The 18224-nt window shown below is 67.2% G+C and carries 17 protein-coding genes; 12 read left to right on the forward strand and 5 right to left on the reverse strand.

What is annotated here, in order from left to right:
- The first annotated feature begins 35 nt into the window (after positions 1-35).
- The 3 genes from ACTRWB_RS30380 (at position 36) to ACTRWB_RS30390 (ending at position 1954) form a co-directional block, all read left to right on the forward strand.
- Positions 36-707 (forward strand): nitroreductase, encoded by a 672-nt coding sequence (locus ACTRWB_RS30380; RefSeq protein ID WP_129517599.1) that lies wholly within the window; start codon positions 36-38, stop codon positions 705-707.
- A gap of 60 nt (positions 708-767) precedes the next feature.
- Positions 768-1223, forward strand: coding sequence for a sodium:proline symporter (locus ACTRWB_RS30385; protein WP_446904008.1), 456 nt, complete (start codon positions 768-770; stop codon positions 1221-1223).
- Positions 1224-1453: 230 nt separating this feature from the next.
- Positions 1454-1954 carry a hypothetical protein gene (locus tag ACTRWB_RS30390; protein ID WP_129517601.1) on the forward strand — a complete coding sequence of 167 codons (501 nt, stop codon included), beginning with the start codon at positions 1454-1456 and terminating at the stop codon, positions 1952-1954.
- An 80-nt stretch (positions 1955-2034) separates the two neighbouring features.
- Here the strand turns inward: ACTRWB_RS30390 and ACTRWB_RS30395 are convergent, their stop codons facing one another.
- The 3 genes from ACTRWB_RS30395 to ACTRWB_RS30405 form a co-directional block, all read right to left on the reverse strand.
- The gene (locus ACTRWB_RS30395; protein ID WP_419690718.1) at positions 2035-2682 is read right to left on the reverse strand and encodes a glutathione S-transferase family protein; all 648 of its coding nucleotides are present in this window, start codon (positions 2680-2682) and stop codon (positions 2035-2037) included.
- Between the two features lie 104 nt (positions 2683-2786).
- Positions 2787-3959: a porin gene (locus ACTRWB_RS30400; protein ID WP_193102342.1), complete on the reverse strand. Its 1173-nt coding sequence runs from the start codon at positions 3957-3959 to the stop codon at positions 2787-2789.
- A 159-nt stretch (positions 3960-4118) separates the two neighbouring features.
- Positions 4119-4952, reverse strand: coding sequence for a helix-turn-helix transcriptional regulator (locus ACTRWB_RS30405; RefSeq protein ID WP_129517604.1), 834 nt, complete (start codon positions 4950-4952; stop codon positions 4119-4121).
- Between the two features lie 241 nt (positions 4953-5193).
- Here ACTRWB_RS30405 and ACTRWB_RS30410 point away from each other — a divergent pair, with 241 nt between their 5' ends.
- The 9 genes from ACTRWB_RS30410 (at position 5194) to ACTRWB_RS30450 (ending at position 15657) form a co-directional block, all read left to right on the forward strand.
- The gene (locus ACTRWB_RS30410) at positions 5194-6315 is read left to right on the forward strand and encodes a polyamine ABC transporter substrate-binding protein (protein WP_129517605.1); all 1122 of its coding nucleotides are present in this window, start codon (positions 5194-5196) and stop codon (positions 6313-6315) included.
- An 11-nt stretch (positions 6316-6326) separates the two neighbouring features.
- The gene (locus tag ACTRWB_RS30415; RefSeq protein WP_446904009.1) at positions 6327-7460 is read left to right on the forward strand and encodes an ABC transporter ATP-binding protein; all 1134 of its coding nucleotides are present in this window, start codon (positions 6327-6329) and stop codon (positions 7458-7460) included.
- A gap of 7 nt (positions 7461-7467) precedes the next feature.
- Positions 7468-8391: an ABC transporter permease subunit gene (locus ACTRWB_RS30420; RefSeq protein ID WP_446904010.1), complete on the forward strand. Its 924-nt coding sequence runs from the start codon at positions 7468-7470 to the stop codon at positions 8389-8391.
- Positions 8388-9320, forward strand: a complete 933-nt coding sequence (locus tag ACTRWB_RS30425) for an ABC transporter permease subunit (protein ID WP_446904011.1) — start codon at positions 8388-8390, stop codon at positions 9318-9320. Before ACTRWB_RS30420 ends, ACTRWB_RS30425 begins: the two co-directional genes overlap by 4 nt.
- 21 nt (positions 9321-9341) lie before the next feature.
- Positions 9342-10907, forward strand: coding sequence for a DUF3138 family protein (locus ACTRWB_RS30430; protein WP_446904012.1), 1566 nt, complete (start codon positions 9342-9344; stop codon positions 10905-10907).
- Positions 10908-10933: 26 nt separating this feature from the next.
- The gene (locus ACTRWB_RS30435; RefSeq protein ID WP_446904013.1) at positions 10934-12226 is read left to right on the forward strand and encodes an NAD(P)/FAD-dependent oxidoreductase; all 1293 of its coding nucleotides are present in this window, start codon (positions 10934-10936) and stop codon (positions 12224-12226) included.
- A 71-nt stretch (positions 12227-12297) separates the two neighbouring features.
- Positions 12298-12678: a cupin domain-containing protein gene (locus ACTRWB_RS30440; RefSeq protein ID WP_446904014.1), complete on the forward strand. Its 381-nt coding sequence runs from the start codon at positions 12298-12300 to the stop codon at positions 12676-12678.
- Positions 12679-12725: 47 nt separating this feature from the next.
- A complete protein-coding gene (locus tag ACTRWB_RS30445) occupies positions 12726-14141 on the forward strand; it encodes an amidase family protein (protein ID WP_446904015.1) in 1416 nt (471 codons plus the stop codon).
- 25 nt (positions 14142-14166) lie between these two features.
- Positions 14167-15657, forward strand: coding sequence for an aldehyde dehydrogenase (locus ACTRWB_RS30450; protein WP_446904016.1), 1491 nt, complete (start codon positions 14167-14169; stop codon positions 15655-15657).
- A 38-nt stretch (positions 15658-15695) separates the two neighbouring features.
- On the opposite strand, the gene ACTRWB_RS30455 is transcribed toward ACTRWB_RS30450, so the two are convergent.
- Entirely contained in the window at positions 15696-16208 is a 513-nt protein-coding gene (locus ACTRWB_RS30455; RefSeq protein ID WP_446904017.1) for a DUF4262 domain-containing protein, read from the reverse strand.
- Positions 16209-16370: 162 nt separating this feature from the next.
- Positions 16371-18224 carry an ABC transporter ATP-binding protein gene (locus ACTRWB_RS30460; protein WP_446904018.1) on the reverse strand — a complete coding sequence of 618 codons (1854 nt, stop codon included), beginning with the start codon at positions 18222-18224 and terminating at the stop codon, positions 16371-16373.

Genomic DNA, 18224 nt, shown 5'->3' on the forward strand with positions numbered 1-18224 from the left:
TTTTTGCAGCCGTTCGGATGCAAGGGAGGTCAACGATGAACCGACCAGACAACAAGTCGTCGAAAGCGCGTGCGGCGCTGGACCAACTGTTTTCGGGCATTGCGCCCGCGGACGCAAAGAGCGCGTCGCGTCCGGGCAATCCGTTCGAAGCGTCGGAAGACGAGGGGCCCGTTGGTCCCGGCGGTCGCGGCCGCGTTGAATGCACGCTGTCGACGAGAATCCAGCTGCGCGGCTATCCGGGCGCGGACGCGTTCATGAAGCGCATGGCCGAAGCGTGGGGCCTGGAGTGGGGAACGTACGACAGCGTTCGAGCCGTGGCGACGCTGCCTGTCGGATGGCGCTCGCGCCGGCTTCCGGAAGTCACGCAGATCGTCGACGGACACGATGTGCTGCGCGCCGAGAGCAGCCTGCAGGGTGGCGAGATGTCGTACCTGAAAGTGCATCCGCGATACTACATCGACGCACGCAAGGGGTTCGGCTGGGGCAAGTCGTCGAAGGCATCCGATGATCCGGATCTGGATGGCCCCGACTGGAACTGCTTCGTGATCGATCGCGAAAAGTCGATCGAAGTGCACGAACTGACGACGTCGTCGCTGAAAGCCGACATGGACAATGCACGCGCGACGTTGCTGAAATGGCTCGACGAGCACTATCCCAACCATCGCGATCCTTTCGCGTACTGGTCGGACTGCGAACGGGCGTCGTAACGCTCGGTCGCGCACGGTCTCCGCATCGATGCATCCGCTGCTCGCCAGGGTGGACGACACTTGAAACAAAACAGTCCGGTCCCGATTCTGTGGGCAGCGTTTGGCGCGGCGCTCGGATCGACCGTCATCGAATTGCTGCTCTGGTCGATCGTCGGCGATGACGCGATTCGGAACCTGTTTCGCGACGCGCGTCTCACGGCAGCCATCGTGATGGGGCGGCGCGTGCTCGGCGCGTCCACCGGTTTCGACCCGCTGGTGATGGGTGTCGCGACACTCGTGCATGCTGCGCTGTCGCTGGCCTATGCGGCCGTGCTGGCGAAGGTGATCCGCAGCCTGTCGCTCGCGCCCGCGCTGCTCGCGGGCGGCGTGTTCGGGCTCGTCCTGTACGGCGTGAACCTGTATGCCTTCACCGCGATCTTCCCCTGGTTCGCTCCGGTTCGCGGCGCGATCACGCTGGTGGCTCATCTGGTCTTCGGGATCACGGCGGCGGGCATCTACCGCGTCGTCAGACGCTGAATCGGACGCCTGATTCGGCCGCGATTACCGCGCGTTCCAGCCGTTGTCATTCTCACCCCGACCCCTGGAATATCCGGGTGTGCTGCATCGTCTAAGCATCAGGAGACCCGATACGAAGCGGCGAGCCATTCGCGCCGCGCGATGAATCTTGCGCAAGCAATCCGATGCGCCGGGCGCCGCGAGCGACGCCACGGAGCAAGTGGTCGGGGGCAACCATGCAGGAGCCGATCATGTGCAACGTGTTTCGAGCCGGGATAGGGATCGTCTGTCTCGGTTTTTCCGCGTCCGTCCTTGCGCAAATGTATGACGATCAGCCGGACTACGGCACCACCTGCCGTGCGGTGGTCGCGCAGGCGAACATCGATGGCACGGACCAGCAAATCGTGGGGCGTGCGTGCCTGCAAAGCGATGGCACGTGGCAGATCGTGCAAAGCGATGACGGCAGCGTGCTGTGGTACCCGGCGGCTGCCTATCCGTATGCCGACCCGTGGTATTGGGGGCCGCCGCTTTTCATCGGCGCGGGCGTGAGCTTCGTGTTCGTCGATCGTTTCCGTCATTTCCACCACTTCGATCACGTCGACCACTTCAATACGATGGGGCATCGCCGCTTCGGCATGCCGGTGGGCGCAGGCTTTCATCATGGTCCGTTCCCGGTTGGCGCGAGTCACGGGTTCGGCGGCACGCATCCGTTCGGTGGAATGAGCGGGGGCGGCGGAATGCGACGGCATTAAGGCCGGTAATCAGATAACGCGCGACACATGCGGCGCAGCCGGTCACGGCGAACTTCGGGAACGGGGCCGCCGGCACGCGCCTAGTAGTCGAGCCGGCCGCGCAGGTCGTCGAACGGAATCATCACGTGCGTGCGGAACGCGGGCCGTGCCTTCAGCCGTTCGTACCACGCTTCCACATGCGGCACGTGCGGCCGCGCGATATCGAGTTCGAAATAGCGATACAGATGCGTGCCGGCCGCGATGTCGGCGAGCGTGATCGCGTCGCCCGCGAGAAACGGCTGCCCGGCCAGCACCGCATCGAGCGTCTGGAAATGCCGCGCGCACTGCGCGATGCTCTGCTCGACGCGCGCCGTGTCGCGCCGCTCGGGCGGCGTCCGGTAGAAGCCCCAGAACACGCCGGTCAGGAACGCCGGCTGCAGCGTGGTTTGCGACCAGTCCATCCAGCGGTCGGCGCGCGACTGTTCGGCGGGATCGTCGCGCCAGAAGCCGGGGCGTCCGTCACGCGCGGCGAGGTAGCGCAGGATGCTGTGCGATTCCCAGACGACCGTGCCGTTGTCGTCGATCACGGGCACCCGCCCGTGCGGGTTCATCGCGAGAAAGGCGGGCGTGTCGAGTTCGCCGAACTGCCCGCCGGCCGGCACATGACGATGCTCGAGCGCGAGCTCGTCGACGAGCCACATCACCTTCTGGACGTTGAACGAATTGCGGCGCCCCCATACGGTCAGCATGCCGGCCTCCTTGCGTCGGGTGGAACGGGAATGCGGACAGTGTAAACGCCGCAGGCGCGCACCGCGGTGCGCGCCTGCCGGGCTTGCGTCGCGCAACGACGCGATCAGAACTTGTGGCGAATCCCGACGATCGCGAGTTCCTGCGTATCGGTGCCGGAGTTCACGCCGTACGAGCCGACCGACGCGGCGGCCTTGACGGTCGCGCCGCTCGCGTTGAGCGTGTTGCCGCTCGCCTTCTGATAGCCGAACAACGCGTACAGGTCGGTGCGCTTCGACAGTGCGTAGTCCGCGCCGAGGTTGACCTGGTTGTAGTGCGCGGAAGCCGGGCCCGTCAGCGACGTGTAGTTGTAGCCGACGCCTGCGCGCAGCGCCGGCGAGAACTGCCAGTTGAAGAACGCCGAGCCGTTGTTGAACTTCGCGTTCTGGCTGAACGCCGACAGCGTGTCCGCGCCGTACTGCGTGTTCGAATACGCGAGGCCGAAGGTCGCCGGACCGGCCACGTACTGGCCGGCGACGCGCACGATCTGGATCGACTTCGCGCTCGAGAAGCCCTGGTTGATCACGGTGTTGAACAGCGTGTCCGAGCTGCTCGACCACGTGCGCACGCCATTGGCGACCGTCGAGCCGCCGTTCGCGTAGAAGAAGCCGGCGCCGAGCGACAGCGGGCCGTTCGCGTAGCTCGCGCCGACGCTGTACGTGCGGCCGTTGCCGGTGGCGCCCGCGACGCCGCCGAAGCCGTACAGCGCGGCGAACTGGAAGCCCGAGATCAGCGGGCTCGTGTATTTCACCGAGTTGCTGACGCGCAGACTGTTGTCGTAGTTGTCGAGATCGCCCGGCGTCGCGAACACGCCGCCGAAGTAGTTGTCCTGCGTGAGACCCTGCACGAGATCGACGACCGGGTCGTACTGGCGGCCGAGCGTCACGGTGCCGTACGTGCTGCTTGCGAGGCCGACGACGGCCTTGCGGCCGAATTCGCGCTGGCCCTGGCCGAGTGCGCCGGTGCCGATGTTGAAGCCGTTCTCGAGCTGGAACAGCGCGGACAGGCCGCTGCCGAGATCCTCGATGCCGCGCAGCCCCCAGCGGCTGCCCGACAGGTTGCCGCTGCTGAACTTGACGAGGCTCGACGCGTTGCCGCCGCTCGCGTTCTGCGCGTTGTGCACGTACGCGATGCCCGCATCGGCGATGCCGTACAGCGTGACGCTGCTCTGCGCATGCGCGCCGGTGGCGTAGAGCGCGGCCGGCAGCGCGAGCAGTGCGAATGACCGGATTCGTTTCATTGTTGGATTCCCCCGTTGGTCGATAGGTCTGACGAATCGGTGAACGATACGGACAGCGCATCGTCGAGGGAACCAATAAATTGTCGGATCGTTATGAGGCGGCGCGGAGATGGATGCGCACGCAACGAGCAGGCGGTCGGTGGCCGCTGCGCGGGGAATCTACGCGTCGTGCCGCCGCGACGCGTTTTTAAGCACGAGCGTCATCAGTTGCCGGCGCGAATCGACGCCGAGCTTCGCGAACGCGCGCTTCGCGTACGTGTCGATGGTGGACGTCTTGAGCCCCATCGCTTGCGCGATCGCGGCCGACGTCATGCCCTGGATGAACGACGCGCATACGTGCATTTCGCGCGCCGTCAGCCGTTCCTGCCATTCCGGCAGCCATTGCGCGACGAGATCGAGATCGAGCTCGTCGCGCGGCACGTCGTCCGCGCAGATCGCACCGAGCAGGCGCTTGTGCGCGGACGCCATCGGCAACACGACCTGCGAAAGCTGCTTCAGCAGGCTCAGTTCCTTCAGCGAAAACGGCGGCAGCCGCCGCGAGCGCGCGATCGAGATCGAGTAGCGTGTGCCGCCGGTCACGCCGGCGATCACGCATTCGTCGTGAATGTCGCCGGCGTCGAAGAACAGATGCCGGAGCTCGCTCGCGACGCGCTGCGCGGATACCTGCAGCAGTTGCACGTCGCTTTCGGTTTCGATCGCCGCGTACGTCGCGTCGTCGCTCGCGTAGCTGCGGTAGTAGTGGCGCATCACTTGCGCGACCAACTCGGGCTCGCGGCCGAAGCTGCCGATCCAGCCGACGCTGCGCCGGCCCGACGACGGGCCGCGGTCGTAGTCGAGATGCACGGCGTCGAAGTCGACGTAGCGCACGAGGGTGTCGTAGACGGCGCGCATGAACTGCGGCGTCCCGACGGTTTGCGCGATGTCGCCCAGCGTTTCGGTCACGAACGCGACGTGGCTCAGCGGGAGATCGGGGGCGGGAAGCGCAGCGCTCATGGCGTCGTGTTTCGAAGATTTCAGGTGGCGCTACAGGTATCACGAATATTTTCGACTGCCTACGCGGGAATCTACCCAACCGGCCCCGATCGGCGTTGCCGTTTGTCCCGGTTTTCGGGACTGACGGTGCGCGCCGCGATCTCTACATTGACCCTTGTGCTGAACACCGCTCGACGGCGTTGACGCGAGTCCGGACCCGGACCGGGCGCAACGGCCGATCCCCATCACAAGGAGACTCCCCATGCGTATCCGTATCCGTCGCCACCCGGCCTTGCGCGCCGCGCTCGTCACGTCGGCCGGGCTCGCCCTCGCGGCCAGCCTGTCCGCGCGGGCAGGCGACACCAACCTGAACGTGTACAACTGGTCGGAGTACGTCGCCAAGGACACGGTGCCGAACTTCGAGAAGCAGTCGGGCATCAAGGTCCGCTACGACAGTTACGACAGCGACGATACGCTGCAGACCAAGCTGCTCGCCGGCAGCTCGGGCTACGACATCGTCGTGCCGACGTCGAACTATCTCGCGCAGCAGATCCAGGCCGGCGTGTACCAGAAGCTCGACAAGTCGAAGCTGCCGAATCTCGCGAACCTCGACCCGGTGCTGATGAAGATGATCGCGAAGGCCGACCCGGGCAACCAGTACGGCGTGCCGTGGGCGTGGGGCACGACGGGTATCGGCTACAACGTCGAGGCGGTCAGGAAGCGGCTCGGCGACAACGCGCCGACCGACAGCTGGGCGTTGCTGTTCGACCCGGCGAACGCGGCGAAGCTGAAGGGCTGCGGGATCTCGCTGCTCGATGCGCCGGACGCCGCGTTCGCGGCGGCGCTGCAGTACATGGGCAAGGATCCCGAGAGCAAGAACCCGGCCGACTACCAGGCGGCCTACGACGTGCTGAAGAAGATCCGCCCGTACGTGACGCAGTTCAGCTCGGCCGGTTATGCGGACGATCTCGCGAACAACGACGTCTGCGTCGTGCTTGGCTGGTCGGGCGACGTCAGCATCGCGCGGCGGCGCACGCTGGACGCGAAGCGGTCGTACGAGATCCGCTACGTGAATCCGAAGGAAGGCGGCCTGCTGTGGTTCGACGTGATGGCGATTCCGAAGGATGCGCCACACCCGGAAGCCGCGCTGAAGTGGATCAACTACATCGAGGAGCCGAAGACCAACGCGGCGATCACGAACGAGATCTTCTATCCGACCGCCAACAAGGCCGCGCGCGCGTTCGTGACGCCGGCGATCGTGCAGGACCCGAGCGTCTACCTGTCCGACAGCACGATTGCGAAGGCGTCGCTCGCGATGCCGAGAAGCGCCGATATCGCACGGATGCAGAACCGTCTGTGGCTGCAACTGAAGTCGGGCGGTTGAGGGCGACGACGATGATCCATACGCTCCCCGCCGCGCCGGCCGCGGCCGGCGCACGCCACGACGCATTCGTGCGCATCGAGAATGTCGTGAAGAAATTCGGCGACAGCACGGCCGTCGACAACGTGAGCCTGACGATCGCGAAGAACGAACTGTTCGCGCTGCTTGGCAGTTCGGGCTGCGGCAAGTCGACGTTGCTGCGCATGCTTGCAGGTCTCGAGACGGTCACGTCGGGCAAGATCCTGATCGACGGCGAGGACCTCGCTTCGCTGCCGCCGTACCGCCGCCCGGTCAACATGATGTTCCAGTCGTATGCGCTGTTCCCGCACATGACGGTCGAATCGAACGTCGCGTTCGGCCTGAAGCAGGAAGGCACGCCGAAGAACGAGATCAAGGAGCGCGTGGCCGACGCGCTCGCGCTGGTGCAGATGAGCAAGTACGCGCAACGCAAACCGCATCAGCTCTCCGGCGGCCAGCAGCAGCGCGTCGCGCTGGCCCGCTCGCTGGTCAAGCGCCCGAAGCTGCTGCTGCTCGACGAGCCGATGTCCGCGCTCGACAAGAAGATCCGCCAGAAAACCCAGCTCGAACTCGTGAACATCATCGACAAGGTCGACGTAACCTGCGTGATGGTCACGCACGACCAGGAAGAGGCGATGACGATGGCGAGCCGCCTCGCGGTGATGAGCGAAGGCAAGATCGTGCAGATCGGCGCGCCGGGCGAGGTGTACGAGTTTCCGAACAGCCGCTTCTCGGCGGAATTCATCGGCTCGACCAACCTGTTCGAGGGCCGCGTCGTCGAGGACGAGCCCGACCACATCTTCGTCGAGAGCGACGACCTCGAAGCACGCATGCACGTGAGCCACGGTGTGACGGGCCCGCTCGGGATGCCGGTCGACATCTCGGTGCGCCCGGAGCGCGTGCACGTGTCGCGCGAGAAGCCGGGCTCGAAGCACAACTGGGCGCGCGGTGTCGTGACCGACATCGCGTACATGGGCAGCTATTCGCTGTATCACGTGCGCCTGCCGAGCGGGAAGACGGTCGTGTCGAACCTGTCGAGCTCGCACCTGATGAGCGACACGGCCCCGGCGTGGAACGACGACGTGTTCGTGTCGTGGTCGCCGGCCAGCGGCGTCGTGCTGACGCAATGAGGACGCCATGACGAGACCTTCCGTTTCCGTTCCGTCGTCGCTGTCGCGCTGGCTGCCGTCGGGCCGCAGCGTGACGATCGGCGTGCCGTTCCTGTGGCTCGTGATCTTCTTCGCGCTGCCGTTCGTGCTGGTGCTGAAGATCAGCTTCGCCGACCAGATGCTCGGCATTCCGCCGTACACCGCGCTCGCACGGCTGGAGACCGGCACGGTGCAGGTCGTGCTGTCGCTGAAGCATTACGCGCTGCTGCTGCAGGACGACCTGTACCTGAACACCTACGTCAGCTCGCTGAAGATGGCCGCCGCGTCGACGCTGATGTGCCTGCTGGCCGGTTACCCGATCGCGTATTGCATCGCGCGGGCGGCGCCGGCCCGCCGCAACCTGCTGATGATGGCCGTGATGCTGCCGTTCTGGACGTCATTCCTGATCCGCGTCTATGCGTGGGTCGGGATCATGAAGGACGACGGGCTGCTGAATCACGCGCTGGCCGCGCTCGGCGTGATCGCGACGCCGCTGCGGCTGTATCACACCGACGCGGGCGTCTACATCGGGATGGTCTATTCGTACCTGCCGTTCATGGTGATGCCGCTGTACGCGCACCTCGTGAAGATGGACCTCACGCTGCTCGAGGCCGCGAACGATCTCGGCGCCACGCCGTGGTCGGCGTTCTGGCGCATCACGCTGCCGCTGTCGCGCAACGGCATCGTCGCGGGCAGCCTGCTCGTGTTCATCCCGGCGGTCGGCGAATACGTGATCCCCGAGCTGCTCGGCGGCGCGAACACGCTGATGCTCGGCCGCGTGATGTGGGACGAGTTCTTCAACAACATGGACTGGCCAATGGCGTCCGCCGTGACGGTGACGATGGTGCTGCTGCTGCTCGTGCCGATGGCGCTGCTCCATTACAGCCAGGCCGAAGGGGAGGCGCAGCCATGATTCGCGCGAATCGCATCCTGTCCGCGTGCGTGCTGGGCGCGGGCTTCCTGTTCCTGTACGTGCCGATCGCGAGCCTCGTCGTCTATTCGTTCAACGCGTCGAAGCTCGTGACGGTGTGGTCGGGTTTCTCGCTGAAGTGGTACGGCGCGCTGCTGCACGACGACGAACTGCTCACGGCCGCGTGGCTGTCGCTGAAGATCGCGCTGCTGACGGCGACCGCGTCGGTCGCGATCGGCACCTGGGCCGGCTTCGTGCTGGCCCGCATGGGGCGCTTTCGCGGTTTCACGCTCTATGCGGCGATGATCAACGCGCCGCTCGTGATTCCCGAAGTGATCCAGGGTATCTCGCTGCTGCTGCTGTTCGTCGCGATGCAGCAGACCTTCGGCTGGCCGGCCGGCCGCGGCTGGCTGACGATCTGGATCGGCCACGTGATGCTGTGCCTGTCGTTCGTCGCGGTGATCGTGCAGTCGCGCGTGAAGGAGCTCGATCGCTCGATCGAGGAAGCCGCGCTCGACCTCGGCGCACGGCCATGGAAGGTGTTCTTCGTAATCACGCTGCCGCTGATCGCGCAGGCGCTGGTGTCCGGCTGGCTGCTCGCGTTCACCGTCTCGATCGACGACGTCATCCTGTCCGCGTTCCTGTCGGGCCCCGGCTCGACGACGCTGCCGCTCGTCGTGTTCTCGCGCGTGCGGCTCGGGCTGAACCCGGAGATGAATGCGCTCGCAACGGTGTTCATCACGGTCGTGACGATCGGTGTCGTCGTCGTGAACCGCGCGATGCTGGCCCGCGAGCGGCGGCAGGCGCGTGACGCGCGTGCGTGGCACGCGGCATCCGCGCCGGACACGCCCGCTTCACCGTCCGCCATGCCGCCCGCGCATCCACCGGCCGTGCCGGCGCTGCGCGACCGCGTACCGCATCCCACGAAGTGACGAACGACAAGGAGACGTTTCATGAAAAAGAAGATCCTCTGCGCGCTGATTGCCGGTGCGTTGCCGGGGTTGGCCGCCGCCAATTCGAGCGCCGACCAGATCAGGGCGCTGCAGCAGCAACTCGCGGTGCTGCAGCGGCAGATGAGCGCGATGCAAGCGCAACTCGCCGCGAAATCGCCGGCTGCACCGGCGTCGTCGAACGTCGCGGCCGGCGCGACGGCGGCCGACCCGTCCGCGCCCGGCTACGGGCAGGCGCCGGCCGTGCTGAGCAACGACGACGTGTCGGAGATCCGGCAGCAGGTCGCGAACCAGCAACTGAAGGTCGATTCGCTGACCGACGCCGCGCGCACGGGCCCGATCGCGGGGCTGTCGGTGACCGGTTACCTCGACCCGACCTACGTGGTCAACCGCGGCGCCGGCACGTCGTCGTTCCAGTTCGCGAACCATGAGAACGCGTACACCTATTACAACAGCACGTTCGGCGACGTGTTCCTCGATATCAAGAAGACGTTCGGCGTCGGCCCGACCGCGCCGTCCGCGGAAATCACGCTGATGCCGAACCGCGGCGCGGGCCTGTCGATGATGACGGGCAGCGGCGCGAGCGGGCTCGACATCGTGAATACGGCGGTCGTCACGGTGCCGCTGTCGGGCACGACATCGTTCGTCGGCGGGCTCGTGCTCGGCTTCGGCGGCTACGAGTACCAGCAGTCGAGCCAGATGCTCACGCTCACGCACAACCTGCTGTACGACTTCTCCGATCCGGGCTCGTCGATCGGCGCGGGGATCAACTACCAGAGCGCTGACGGCCACTGGGCGTGGAAGTTCTTCGTCGGCAACGAGCAGTTCCGCAGCGCGGGCGCGGTCACGCAGACCGGCGTCAACGCGCTCGGCGACCCGATCACGACGAGCAACAAGGTGCCGACCTTTACCGCGCGCGTCGATTACATGCGCGGCAGCGCGCTCGACGTCGGCGGCTCGATCAACATCGGCCGCCAGACGCTGGTCAGCGCGATCGACCCGGCCACCGGAAACGTGCGCTACGGCGTGGGCGGCAACGCGCCGAGCGCGTACGGTGCGTTCTTCTTCGGCGAAGCCGACGCAACCTACACGCTCGCCGATGCGCAGTACAACGCCGAGCTCGACTACGGTCAGCAGCAGCACGGCGCGTTCAACGGCGGGCTCGCGCAGTGGTTCGGGCTGTCGCTGCTCGCGCACCGCAAGTTCAACGCGCCGGTGGTCGGCCGCATGGGCGCGACGTTGCGTTACGACCTGCTCGTGAACCGCAAGAACGGCGGCGGCGGTTCGTCGATCGGCCTGAACGGCAACGGGATGGACCCGAACAACGGCTTCGGCATCGACGCGGACTGCCTCGCCATGTCGAAGGCGAACGGCGGCGTCGGTTTCGAGTGCAAGGGCGCGACACGGCAGGCCGCCGCGTTCGACCTGCTGTTCTACCCGACCCAGCAAGTGACGGTGAAGGTCGAATACCGGCACGACTGGGCGAGCAACAAGGTCTTCCTGCGTCATGACGGGTCGTATACGAAATCGAACGACCTGCTCGCGACCCAACTCATCTACGCGTTCTGACGCGACGCCGTTCGCGAGTCTTACTTATGCTCAAGTTCGAAAATCAGCAACATGTTCAGTCGTACTACGCAGCGACGGTCAACAACCGGGTGTGCCATCCGCGGCTCGACGGGGCCGTGACCGCCGATGTCTGCGTGATCGGCGGCGGCCTCACCGGCCTGTCCGCGGCACTCGATCTCGCCGAGCGCGGCCATTCGGTCGTACTCGTCGAGGCGTCGCGGATCGGCTGGGGCGCGAGCGGCCGCAACGGCGGCCAACTGATTGCCGGTTACGCGTGCGACGTCGATACGTTCGCGGCCTACCTGCCGGAAGACGACGTGCGGCGCGTGTGGGCGATGGGGCTGGAGTCGGTCGACATCGTCAGGCAGCGGGTCGAGCGCTACGGCATCGATTGCGACCTGACCTTCGGTTACCTGACCGCCGCGAACAAGCCGCGCCATCTCGATGCGCTGCGCGCGTGGCGCGATACCGCAGCGAACCGCTTCGGCTATCGCGGCTACGAATTCGTCGGGCGCGCCGACATGCCGCGCTTCGTCGCATCGGACCGGTACGTCGGCGGCCTCCGTGACGAAGGCAGCGGCCACCTGCATCCGCTGAACTACACGCTCGGTCTCGCGCGGGCGGCGCGCGACGCCGGCGTGACGATCCACGAGGACACGCCCGCGCTCGCGCTGGATCGAACGGCGCAGCATCACCGCGTCACCTGCGCGGGCGGGCACGTCGACGCGCGTTACGTCGTGCTGGCCTGCAATGCGTACCTGGGGCGGCTGGCGCCGGCGCTCGCGCGCAAGATCATTCCGGTGGCCACGTACCTGATCGCGACGGAACCGCTCGGCGACGCGCGCGCGGCCGAGACGATGCCGGCCAATGCGGCGATCTGCGACAGCAAGTCGGCACTCGACTATTTCCGGCTGACGGCCGACCGCCGGCTGCTGTGGGGCGGCAAGGCGAGCAGCTCGACGGACACGCCGCGCGACCTCGCGGCCGCGATGCGGCGCGACATGCTGAAGACGTTCCCGCAGCTGGCCGATGTGCGGATCGACTACGCATGGGGCGGGCTGATCGACGCGACGATGAATCGCGCGCCGCATTTCGGCCGGCTCGAACCGACCGTGTATTTCGCGCAGGGCTTTTCCGGGCACGGCGTCAACGTGACGGGCCTCGCGGGGCGGCTGATTGCCGAAGCGATCGATGCGCAGGCCGCGCGCTTCGACCTGTTCGGCCGGATTCGCCATCGCGACTTCCCCGGCGGGCGGGCGCTGCGCACGCCGATGCTGGCGCTCGCGATGACGTGGCACCGGATGATGGACCTGCTTTGACCCGCGCGGGCCGGCTCGCACGGCCGCGCGCCACCGAAACGTTTCGAAACACTCATGCCCTGGAGGCAACCATGACCAACATCACGCATCTCGTCGACCTGATGCGGGCGCCGGCAAAGCTCACGCAGAGCCGCGTGCCGAGCGGGCTGCTGCTCGACGGCAACCCGATGCAGACGCTGTCGCATCACTACATCAGCCCGTGCGGGCAGTTCAGTTGCGGGATCTGGGAATGCACGCCCGGCCGCTGGACGATCGAGTACGACGAGTCGGAGTATTGCGAGATGCTGAGCGGCGTCGCGATCGTGCGCGACACGGACGGTCGCGAACGCGTGCTGCGCGCCGGCGACCGTTTCGTGATTCCGCCGGGGTTTCGCGGCACGTGGGAAGTCGTTGAAACGTGCCGCAAGATCTATGCGTCGCACGCACCGCAGGCCGGACCGTTGCGCACGTAGTGCGTGGCCGAGTCAACCCAATCATCGAGATCAACGAGGAGCAAACCATGACCCAGGAATTGTGGCGTCTGAGCGCGGCCGAGATGGCCGCACGCGTCGCGCGTCGCGACGTGTCGGCGACGGAGCTCACGCGCAGCTGCCTGCAGCGGCTTGAACAGGTGAACCCCGTCATCAACGCGATCGTCGACGTGATGGCCGACAGCGCGTTGCAGGCGGCGTCCGATGCCGACGCGGCGATCGCGCGCGGCGCGCCGGTCGGCCCGCTGCACGGCGTGCCGGTGACCGTGAAGATCAACGTCGACACGGCCGGCCACGCGACGACCAACGGCGTGCGCGCGTTTTCGGACCTGATCGCGCAGGAGGACAGCCCGGTGACCGCGAACCTGCGCAAGGCCGGCGCGATCGTGATCGGGCGCAGCAATGCGCCGGCGTTTTCGTATCGCTGGTTCACCGACAACGAACTGCATGGCCGCACGACGAATCCGTGGGATGCGTCGCTGACGCCGGGCGGCTCCAGCGGCGGCGCGGCCGCGGCCGTGGCTGCCGGCATCGGCGCGATCGCGCACGGCAACGACCTGGGCGGCTCGATCCGCTACCCGGCCTACGCGTGCGGCGTCGCCGGGCTGCGGCCGAGCACCGGGCGCGTCCCCGCGTACAACCCGACGCAGTCGAAGGACCGCACGCTCGCGGTGCAGCTCGCGTCCGTGCAGGGGCCGCTCGCGCGCACGGTCGGCGATTTGCGGCTCGCGCTCGACGCGATGGCAGCCGGCGACGTGCGCGACGCGTGGTGGATGCCGGTCGCCCCGGCCGCGCGCGATGCCGCGTTCCCTGCACGCGTGGCCGTGTGCCTGGCGCTGCCGGGCGTGCCGTCCGATCCGGTGGTGGTCGACGCGATCCGGCAGGCCGCGCGCTGGCTCGAGGACGCCGGCTGCATCGTCGAGGAAGCGGAACCGCCGCGGATCGCCGAAGCCTGCGCGCTGTGGGTCGACCTCGTGACCAACGAAGCGCGCAGCGGGCTCGGCGACGTGATCATGGAGCACGGCGACGCGGCGATCCGCACCGCGTTCGCGAGCCAGCGCAATCTCGCGGCGCCGCTGGATCTCGCCGGCTACATGAACGGCCTCGCGCGGCGCACCGCGCTGCTGCGCGACTGGCAGCAGTTCTTCGCGCGTTATCCGCTGCTGCTGATGCCCGTGTCGTGCGCGCGGCCGTTCCCGATCGACGCCGACCTGCGCGGTGACGACGCGATGCGCCGGATCGTCGACCTGCAGGGGCCGCTGCTCGCGACCGCGCTGCTCGGGTTGCCGGGGCTGTCGGTGCCGACCGGCATCCGCGACGGCGTGCCGACCGGCGTGCAGCTCGTCGCCGGACGCTTCCAGGAAGCGCTGTGTCTCGCCGCGGGCGACGCGATCGAGGCGCGCGCGGGCATCTTCACGCCGATCGATCCGGTCGCCGGATCGTGATTCTCCGATTTTTACAGGAATCCAAATGAATCAACGGACATTCGAAGACTGGCAAACCGGCGCGGCGGGACTGCGGATCGAAGGGCGCGCGTTCATCGACGGCGCAGCGCGTCACGCGCACACCGGCGCGACCTTCGCGTGCGTGAGCCCGATCGACGGGCGCGTGCTCGCGCACGTGGCGGATTGTGGCGACGACGATGTCGACGCAGCTGTCGCGGTCGCGCGCCGCGCGTTCGACGCGCAGGTCTGGGCCGGCATGAATCCGCGCGCCCGCAAGGCCGTGCTGCAGCGCTGGGCCGCGCTGATGCGCGAGCATCTCGACGAACTCGCGCTGCTCGAGACGCTCGACACCGGCAAGCCGATCGGCGACACGACGGCGATCGACGTGCCGGCCGCCGCGCATTGCGTCGACTGGTATGCGGAAGCGATCGACAAGGTCGGCGGCGAGGTCGTGCCGGCCGACCATCATCTCGTCGGGCTCGTCACGCGCGAACCGATCGGCGTCGTCGCGGCCGTCGTGCCGTGGAATTTTCCGCTGCTGATGGCCGCGTGGAAGTTCGCGCCGGCGCTTGCGGCCGGCAACAGCGTGGTGCTGAAGCCGTCCGAGAAATCGCCGCTCACCGCGATCCGCGTCGCGCAGCTCGCGTGCGACGCCGGCATGCCGCCCGGCGTGTTCAACGTCGTGCCGGGCGGCGCGGCGCCGGGCAGGGCGCTGGCGCTGCATCGCGATGTCGACTGCCTCGCGTTCACGGGGTCGACGCGCACCGGACAGCAGATCATGGCGTGTGCCGCGCAGTCGAACCTGAAACGCGTGTGGCTCGAACTCGGCGGCAAGTCGCCGAACATCGTGCTGCCCGATTGCCCCGATCTCGACCGGGCCGCGCAGGCGGCCGCCGACGCGATCTTCTTCAACATGGGCGAAGTGTGCACGGCCGGTTCGCGGCTGCTCGTGCATCGCGACATCAAGGACGCCTTCGTCGCGAAGGTGGTCGACGCATCGCGACGTTTCGCGCCCGGGCATCCGCTCGATCCGTCGGTGACGATGGGCGCGATAGTCGATCGCATGCAGCTCGATCGCGTGATGGGCTATATCGGCGCCGGGCGCGACGAAGGCCGCCTCGTGACGGGCGGCGCGCGCGTGCGCGAGGAGACGGGCGGGTTCTACGTCGAGCCGACCGTGTTCGAGGTGAAGGCCGATGCGAAGATCGCGCGGGAAGAGATCTTCGGGCCCGTGTTGTCGGTGATCGAGTTCGACGACGTCGACGCCGCCGTGCGGATCGCCAACGACACCGAGTACGGGCTGGCGGCGGCCGTGTGGTCGGCCGATCTCGCGACGGCGCATCGGGTCGCGCGGCGGCTGCGCGCGGGCACCGTGTGGGTGAACTGCTACGGCGACGGCAGCGACGATCTGAATTTCCCGTTCGGCGGCTACAAGCAGTCGGGCAATGGCCGCGACAAGTCGCTGCACGCGCTCGACAAATACACGGAGCTGAAATCGACGATCTTGCGCCTGTAGTGTCGGGCCGCGCCGGCCGCGCGGTTCCGGCGGACACGTCAGTGGCGCTCGTCGCCGGAACCGAACAGGCGCGGCTGCGCCGCGTTCAACGCGTCGTCGGCTTCGGGCTGCCCGGGGAAAATCCCGTCGCGGTCGGGCCACAGCAACTGCACGCACGGGAAATCGTCGTTACCGTAGAACCAGCGGTTCCAGCCGAGGTGGGCTTCATAGTGTGCTTTCGCCACCGGCATCAGCAGCGCGTTCGCGTTGCCGTAGACGGTTGCCGTGACTTCGCCGACCGGCGGCGGCTCGCCGGCCGCGACCATCCGGTAGACGTCCCACAGCACGTCATGGGCGATGCGTGCCGGCATCGAGAACACGATGATCTCCGGAAAACCGTGATTGACCCAAAGCCCGGTCGTGAACGAGAAACCCGGTTGGTCCGCTTCCGCAAACACTTCCGTGCGGAACCAGCCGTGCTTGCGAATCTGGTTCACGAATCGTTGCTCGTCTTCTTCGAGCACCGAATCGGGTGCGTCCAGCGCGGTGGCGATATCCGGTCGCGTGGTCATCGGGGCTCCTTGGATCTGCGTCGGTCGATACGAATCCGGGCGACGGCGTCCGGCCGTCGGGAAATCGATCGCGGCCAGAACCGCCGTTGATCGATGTGCCGCCATGTTGCCATAGCGGGACATGCCGGTAGCGGACGTGCCGGTAGCGGACATGCCGCCCCCTTACTGCGCCGCGCCCTCCGCATCCGCCGTTTCGCCGAGGAAACCGCCGCTCTGGTGCGCCCACAGCGCCGCATAGATGCCACCCGCCTGCAGCAGCTGCTGGTGCGTGCCTTCCTCGACGATGCGCCCTTCGTCGAGCACGATCAGCCGGTCCATCGCCGCGATCGTCGACAGCCGATGCGCGATCGCGATCACCGTCTTGCCGTGCATCAGGCCGTCGAGGCTGCGCTGGATCGCGACTTCGACTTCGGAATCGAGCGCGCTGGTCGCTTCGTCGAGCACGAGGATCGGCGCGTCCTTGAGCATCACGCGCGCGATCGCGACGCGCTGCCGCTGGCCGCCCGACAGCTTCACGCCGCGCTCGCCGACCTCGACGTCGTAACCGCTGCGCCCGTGGCGATCGCGCAGCCGGTCGATGAACTCGGACGCCTCGGCGCGCACGGCCGCGTCTTGCATCTCGCGCTCGGTCGCGTCGGGGCGCCCGTACAGCAGGTTCTCGCGCATCGTCCGGTGCAGCAGCGACGTATCCTGCGTGACCATCCCGATCGCGCTGCGCAGGCTGTCCTGCGTCACGTGCGCGATGTCCTGGCCGTCGATCCGGATCGTGCCGCCGCCCACGTCGTAGAAGCGCAGCAGCAGGTTCACGAGCGTCGACTTGCCGGCGCCCGAGCGGCCGATCAGGCCGATCCGCTCGCCCGGCCGGATCGTCAGGTTCAGCCCGTCGAACACCGCGCGGTCGTTGTCCTCGTGCGCGAACTGCACGTTGTCGAACACGATCCCGCCGCGTTGCACCACGAGCGGCTTTGCATTGGGCGCGTCGACCACGCTGTGCACTTTCGTCAGCGTGTTGATGCCGTCCTGGATCGTGCCGACGTTCTCGAACAGCTCGGTCATCTCCCACATGATCCAGTGCGAATAGCTCGACAGGCGCAGCGCCATCGCGATCACGGCCGCGACGACGCCCGCGCTCACTTCGCCGTGCATCCACAGATAGACCGCGAGGCCGGAGGAGCCGACCAGCAGCAGCGTCGACAACAGGTGGTTGACGATCTCGAACGCGCTGACGAGCCGCATCTGCGCGTCGCCGGTCGCCTTGAACGCTTCCATCGCGCGGCGCGCGTGGTCGGCTTCGCGCCGCGTGTGCGAGAACAGCTTCACGGTCGTGATGTTCGAATACGCGTCGGTGATGCGCCCCGTCATCAGCGCGCGCGCATCGGCCTGTCTGCTGCCGACCTTGCCCAGGCGCGGCACGAAATACGCGCATGCCACGCCATAACCGAGCGCCCACAGCACGAGCGGAATCATCAGCCGCCAGTCGAAGCTGGCCGCGAGCGCGAGGATGCCGATCAGGTATGCGGCGACGCCGATCACGACGTCGACCGACATGAACAGCGCGTCGCGCACGGCGAGCGCGGTCTGCATGATCTTGGTCGTCACGCGGCCCGCGAATTCGTTCGCGTAGAACGACAGGCTCTGGTCGAGCATCAGCCGGTGAAACAGCCAGCGCAGCCGCATCGGGAAGTTGATCGCGAGCACCTGGTGCTTGACCATCGTATGCAGCGCGATCAGCACCGTGCTGCCGGCGAGGATCGTCGCGAAACCGGCGAGCGTGCCGAAATGCCGGCCGCCAAAATCGGCCGGCGTCGCCGACGACAGCCAGTCGACCACGCGCCCCATCATCGCGAACAGCGCGGCCTCGTACGCGGCCAACGCGGCCGACGTCAGCGCGATCAGCAGAATCCAGCTGCGCGCGCCTTTCGTGCACGCCCAGACGAACGAGAAGAATCCCTTCGGCGGCGTGACGGGATCTTCGAGCGGGAAAGTCGGCAGGCGCCGTTCAAACCACGAATACAT

It is taken from the genome of Burkholderia sp. YIM B11467 (assembly GCF_052952715.1).

Excerpts from the sequence above, each read along its gene's own strand:
- ACTRWB_RS30450 (WP_446904016.1), top strand. The coding sequence starts at position 14,167 with ATGAATCAACGGACATTCGAAGACTGGCAAACCGGCGCGGCGGGACTG.
- ACTRWB_RS30440 (WP_446904014.1), top strand. The coding sequence starts at position 12,298 with ATGACCAACATCACGCATCTCGTCGACCTGATGCGGGCGCCGGCAAAG.
- ACTRWB_RS30425 (WP_446904011.1), top strand. The coding sequence starts at position 8,388 with ATGATTCGCGCGAATCGCATCCTGTCCGCGTGCGTGCTGGGCGCGGGC.
- ACTRWB_RS30410 (WP_129517605.1), top strand. The coding sequence starts at position 5,194 with ATGCGTATCCGTATCCGTCGCCACCCGGCCTTGCGCGCCGCGCTCGTC.
- ACTRWB_RS30455 (WP_446904017.1), bottom strand. The coding sequence starts at position 16,208 with ATGACCACGCGACCGGATATCGCCACCGCGCTGGACGCACCCGATTCG.
- ACTRWB_RS30445 (WP_446904015.1), top strand. The coding sequence starts at position 12,726 with ATGACCCAGGAATTGTGGCGTCTGAGCGCGGCCGAGATGGCCGCACGC.
- ACTRWB_RS30380 (WP_129517599.1), top strand. The coding sequence starts at position 36 with ATGAACCGACCAGACAACAAGTCGTCGAAAGCGCGTGCGGCGCTGGAC.
- ACTRWB_RS30435 (WP_446904013.1), top strand. The coding sequence starts at position 10,934 with ATGCTCAAGTTCGAAAATCAGCAACATGTTCAGTCGTACTACGCAGCG.
- ACTRWB_RS30430 (WP_446904012.1), top strand. The coding sequence starts at position 9,342 with ATGAAAAAGAAGATCCTCTGCGCGCTGATTGCCGGTGCGTTGCCGGGG.
- ACTRWB_RS30400 (WP_193102342.1), bottom strand. The coding sequence starts at position 3,959 with ATGAAACGAATCCGGTCATTCGCACTGCTCGCGCTGCCGGCCGCGCTC.
- ACTRWB_RS30460 (WP_446904018.1), bottom strand. The coding sequence starts at position 18,224 with ATGTATTCGTGGTTTGAACGGCGCCTGCCGACTTTCCCGCTCGAAGAT.
- ACTRWB_RS30390 (WP_129517601.1), top strand. The coding sequence starts at position 1,454 with ATGTGCAACGTGTTTCGAGCCGGGATAGGGATCGTCTGTCTCGGTTTT.
- ACTRWB_RS30405 (WP_129517604.1), bottom strand. The coding sequence starts at position 4,952 with ATGAGCGCTGCGCTTCCCGCCCCCGATCTCCCGCTGAGCCACGTCGCG.
- ACTRWB_RS30395 (WP_419690718.1), bottom strand. The coding sequence starts at position 2,682 with ATGCTGACCGTATGGGGGCGCCGCAATTCGTTCAACGTCCAGAAGGTG.
- ACTRWB_RS30420 (WP_446904010.1), top strand. The coding sequence starts at position 7,468 with ATGACGAGACCTTCCGTTTCCGTTCCGTCGTCGCTGTCGCGCTGGCTG.
- ACTRWB_RS30415 (WP_446904009.1), top strand. The coding sequence starts at position 6,327 with ATGATCCATACGCTCCCCGCCGCGCCGGCCGCGGCCGGCGCACGCCAC.